A 4,604-nucleotide genomic window follows, 5' to 3' on the forward strand; every position below is an offset into this window, starting at 1 on the left:
CACTGTGGAATCGCCAACCGCACCGACCTGAGCCAGGTGGCTGTTGGGACGTCTTCTGGCAGGCAGTCAGCAGCCAGTGAGAATTACCCGACCGCCTCCAAGCAGCAGCCACCAACACTGAAGCGTTCCCGCAGGTCAGCGCACCCTTCCCCGCGGTTTCAACGGCACCGGCGGTAGTTCCGGTGCGGGCAGGGGGGCACCGTCGTACCCCTTCACCTCCCCGAACCGGGAGCGTTCCATCCAGTCCTGACGGGCCTGCACGATCTCTTCCTGAGATCGCCCGATCCAGTTCCAGAACAAGTGGAACAGCCCTAGATGATCTATTCCAGGGGGTCAGTGATAGTAGGCGATCAGTGGGCGTAGGACGGTTTGTCCGGTGGCGTCGTTGTGCCAAATCGCGGCGGTCAGCGCGAGGATGCGTTGCATGACGCGGGCTATGACACGTCCGGGTGTGTGCCCTCGGTGCCGTTCGAGGTCAAGCTGTCCCTTGAAGGTCTCGTTGATTCGATTCGATGACCTGTCGCAGCGGCTTGAACAAGGCTGCGCCAGGCCGTTCCCGTTCACCTTACGGGCAGGCCGCAGCAACTGGACTCCATGCTCGGACAGTTCGCGTTCGAAACCACGGCCGAAGTAGTTCTTGTCGCCGATGAGAGTCTGTCGGGGGCGCTCTCGCAGAAGTTCGCGTTCGGCTGCCAGGAGGTCAAGGAGGGTCTCGCGGGAGCGGCCGCATTCCACCGGGGTGGAGTCCACGACCCATACGTCTCGCTCCACACCGAGGTGGTGGTGGCCAGGATCCGGTTGACGCTTCGCATCAGACCGGCGGCCTTGCGCAGCCGCTTGTTGTAGCCGGGCTGCTGGGGCAGGTAGGGGAAGAGGTGGCGCAGGTGGGCACGGGCATGGCGGAGCCATTTGGCCTCAAAGGTGTAGCCGAGTATGGCCTGCATCGTGGCGAGGGTGACCAGTTCGGCATCGCTCAGGCGGGGCGTAATGCCGACCGGCGGGCGCCACGGCGCCAGGTCGGAATGCTCCTTCAGCATGTCGTCGGTCGTCGCATAGAGTGCTGTCGCGAGGGTGTCCACGTCGTTCGTCACAAAACGATCTTGGACACCCTCGTTCTCGTCTCCGCAGGCACCCCTTGGACCACACCACCAGGAGGAACCAGTGTCATACCCGGATCTGCTCACCCCCGCGGAGAAGCTCGCCGACGCGAAGAAGCAGTTGAGCCTCCCGCGTATCGTCGTGATCTGCGGCTCCACCCGCTTCATGACTGAGATGAACGAGGCCGATCTGCGGGAGACCAAAGCCGGAAAGATTGTCGTCAAACCGGGCTGTGACATGAAGTCGCCGCACGAACTTTGGTCCGATCCTGTCGAGGCCGAGGCGCTGAAGGTTCGACTCGACGATCTGCACCGGGCGAAGATCCGGCTCGCTGATGAGGTGCTCGTAGTCGGCGACTACATCGGAGACAGCACCCGAGCCGAAATCGCCTACGCCCGGTCGCTGGGCAAGCCCGTGCGGTTCACGCACCCCGAAGTCGACCCTGACGCCTGACCGCCCGCTGCCACCTCGACAACCAGGGCCGGCAGCCCGCCGCCTGACCGTCTCGCGGTGGCTTCGGCCGCCGCCCACCCCACACCCTCCGCAGGCATCCCTTGGAATTGATCATCTAGATCGCCGAGCACGGCCATCTCCCAGTCCATACTGGGCGTGAGCGGGCGGGCCGGTCCGGCAGGCGCGGCATGGGCCTCGTGCCGTCCACGCAACCGCGCTGACGGGCATGCCGGACGGGCACCGCCATCCCTTGTTCAGCGAGGCCCCCAGGCCCCCACCCTCGAAGGTGAGCGTGGACATCGCCATTCGCGTCGCCCATTTGCGGTCTACCAACTGACGCGATCGCCCGCGGGGACACTTGCGACACCCTTGAGGTGTCAGGCCTCGGCTCCATGCTGGACCAGGCGACAGCAGCTGTCCGATCGACCCAGATGACGGAGTTCAACGCAGCGTAGTCAGCACCAAGTCAGCACGGGAGAGGTGGAGACGGCTGATGACGTGCGCTTTTAGTCAGCACCGAACCAGCACGGGAGTCAGCACGCCAGCGTCAAATCATCCCGAATGACGCAACACAGACACTGCCCGATCTGTCACTGATCAAGCCCTCGCAGCGGCCCGCGAAGCACCGACATAGGGGCGACACGCACACCCCGCTCCCGAACTATGTAGTCCCACCACATGTGCCCCTGACCTGCAGATTCCTACCGTGTGCGAACACGTACCCGTCCCCACCGCACACGAGGAAGTGGCGCACGTCCCCACCGCACACGAGGAAGTGGCGCACATGACCTCAGCAGCAACCGCTCCACCAACGCCGAACAACCTCCGTCGCATCGTCGCCGCCAGCCTCATCGGCACCACCATCGAGTGGTACGACAACTCATTCGATCGGGGCTAGGACCTGCGGTTTTCCATGATTCCCGGTCTGGTAGTCAGCACGGAACCAGCACGGGGTTGCCGGCGTGCTGACTCAGTGCTGGCAGGCCTGCGTCGCGGCACGCTCCATTGGCCCGGTCGGCATCCGCGCATGGTTGCTCAGTGTCACCAACGGCTTGAGCTGACAGGGATATACCGACACGGTGCCTTCGCCCTCCTGACCTGCCAGGCGGACCGATGATCGTGTGCCCGCCTCGCTGAGGCAACGCAAGCGCCCATGCGCACTTGCGTGCGCCCATACCTTCGCTCGTACGGTGCCGAGCCATGTCAGCATCTGTGGAAGAGGTACTCGACCGGCTCAGCACAACGATCCCCGTCCGTATCAATTCGACCGCCGCACTGGTCACGGACATGGACAAGGCCGCCGCGGCCATCGATCGACAGCGCGCACGGAACCGGGACGAGAAAGAGCCGAGTTTCCGCAAGCCCGAACTCGGACCGTTACAAGGCGCCGACCGCCAGGATCTCGTCTCCACCCCCTGGGACTTGCTAAGCGTCTTCGCGCGAGCCACCACCCTCGCCCGTCATGGACGCGGCAGAGGGCTGGCCGAACACTGGCAAGGACTGAAGTATTGCCAGGCCATGGCCACCGGTCCCGGCGGCCACCTGGCCCTCACCGACGACGGCCAAAGCCCCGAGCTCTCCTACAGAGCCATGCAGGCACGGGAATTGGGGCGAGCCTTCGGACTCGCCGTCGCCGAACGCACCGTGCGGAACCACTTCCCGGACCACATGGTCTCCACCCTGGACGCGGAAGCCATACTCCTGGCGGGCTTCGCGCGCTCCGGCCCTCGACCGTCCCTGGGCGCCCGGCCACGACCCGACTTCTTCATCGAAGCATGGCGGCCGGGCGAGCGGTCACGCGTCTTCGTGGTGACGGTCAGCGGCAACCATCAGAAGGCCAGCAAGCGCACCGCCAAAGCTGACCGCTCAGCATTCAAGCAGCTGGCCAGGGGCAGCGAGCGCGCCGAGCACTTCCACCTTGCCGAGTGGAACACCACGCCGTGCCTCTTGATATCCACCGAACTACTCGCGGTGGACGGAATCACCGTCAACGCTCTGCAGGCGCCGGGCGCAGGACTGCTGCCCGCGAGGCCGGCCGCGGGGCGAGGGTGTGCGGACGCAGTGCTGTCGGAACGGAACCTCGCGTACGCCGGCGCGGTGAACGTCCCTGCCGACGGCCGCAGGGAACGGATTCAGGACGGGTTCCTTATACCCGGCAAGGAGCTTGGCTGGTACGGCCAGCTGCTCGCGCGCACTGGAGCCGCTGGCCAGCTGGCCTTCGCTGGTGCGGGCACCGAGATCGCCCAGTACCTGACCGATAAGCAGGGCCACAAGCACTACAAGCAGCAGACGTTCGCCGGTTCGTCCAGCGTCCGGGACGCGCGGCACAAGATAGGGCCGACGGTGTACGTCGGAACCGATCAGGTCTTCCGACTCAACCGGATCCGTGTCGAGGCGTTCTCCGGGATATCCGAGGAACTGTACGACCTGCTGGTCAAGGGACGGGTGGAGTCATACCGGAACCGGGCGTACGAACTACGTGACACATACCCGACCAGCACCACGGCACCGCTGTGGGGTCCCGTTTCCTTCGGCGCCGAAGGCACCGTGATGGCTCTGCGCGTGCTGCCGAAGACGGACGACGAGGAGAGCCCCTGAGGGAGCCGATGCCTCCAGAGGACACCCTTGAACTATTGACCGCCCCACCAGCTTGGGCACGGCCCCCTACAGCGTCAGTCCGCGGAGGAGCAGCTTCAGGGCAATCCGGCTAACCCGCAGTGCTGTAGCAGCCGGGCGCATGAAAGGACCTCGACAGGCAGCTACGGCAAGATTCACATCCGCGACAACCGCCATTAGGGCTCAGCTCCACCCCCGCAGCCCGATACTCTTCTGCTCCACTCCCCATCAAGACCTTGCGCCTCCTGCCGGATGTGAGGCCCTCGGCATATCCTCGACTGCTTGCAGTCGGCCTGCCCCGGAACCGAGCGCGCTGGTGACGCCAGCGAAGCCCTCGTGGGACTGTAAGACGTTCGGTGTAACTCCCGATCATGGAAGATGCATCGATGACCAGTGAGAACGTGTCCGGATCCGAGGCTGTCGAGCCCGTGGAGGCT

The 4,604-nt window shown here is 64.9% G+C and carries 2 protein-coding genes and 2 pseudogenes; 1 reads left to right on the plus strand and 3 read right to left on the minus strand.

Translation table 11 applies throughout. The features are described 5' to 3' along the window. Window positions 1-135 precede the first annotated feature (135 nt). Both ADL12_RS50705 and ADL12_RS50710 read right to left on the minus strand, forming a co-directional pair. Window positions 136-300: pseudogene (locus ADL12_RS50705) on the minus strand (pirin family protein); the annotation flags it as partial. 33 nt (window positions 301-333) lie between these two features. Beyond that, a pseudogene (locus tag ADL12_RS50710) lies at window positions 334-1,091 on the minus strand (transposase family protein). Window positions 1,092-1,161: 70 nt separating this feature from the next. Between ADL12_RS50710 and ADL12_RS20880 the strand changes: the two are divergent. Further along, the gene (locus ADL12_RS20880) at window positions 1,162-1,551 is read left to right on the plus strand and encodes a hypothetical protein (RefSeq protein ID WP_062704189.1); all 390 of its coding nucleotides are present in this window, start codon (window positions 1,162-1,164) and stop codon (window positions 1,549-1,551) included. 2,475 nt (window positions 1,552-4,026) lie between these two features. Here the strand turns inward: ADL12_RS20880 and ADL12_RS58505 are convergent. Beyond that, a complete protein-coding gene (locus ADL12_RS58505) occupies window positions 4,027-4,209 on the minus strand; it encodes a DUF1059 domain-containing protein (protein ID WP_079052181.1) in 183 nt (60 codons plus the stop codon). Between the last annotated feature and the right edge of the window lie 395 nt (window positions 4,210-4,604).

Source organism: Streptomyces regalis (genome assembly GCF_001509475.1).
Classification (GTDB): Bacteria; Actinomycetota; Actinomycetes; order Streptomycetales; family Streptomycetaceae; genus Streptomyces; species Streptomyces regalis.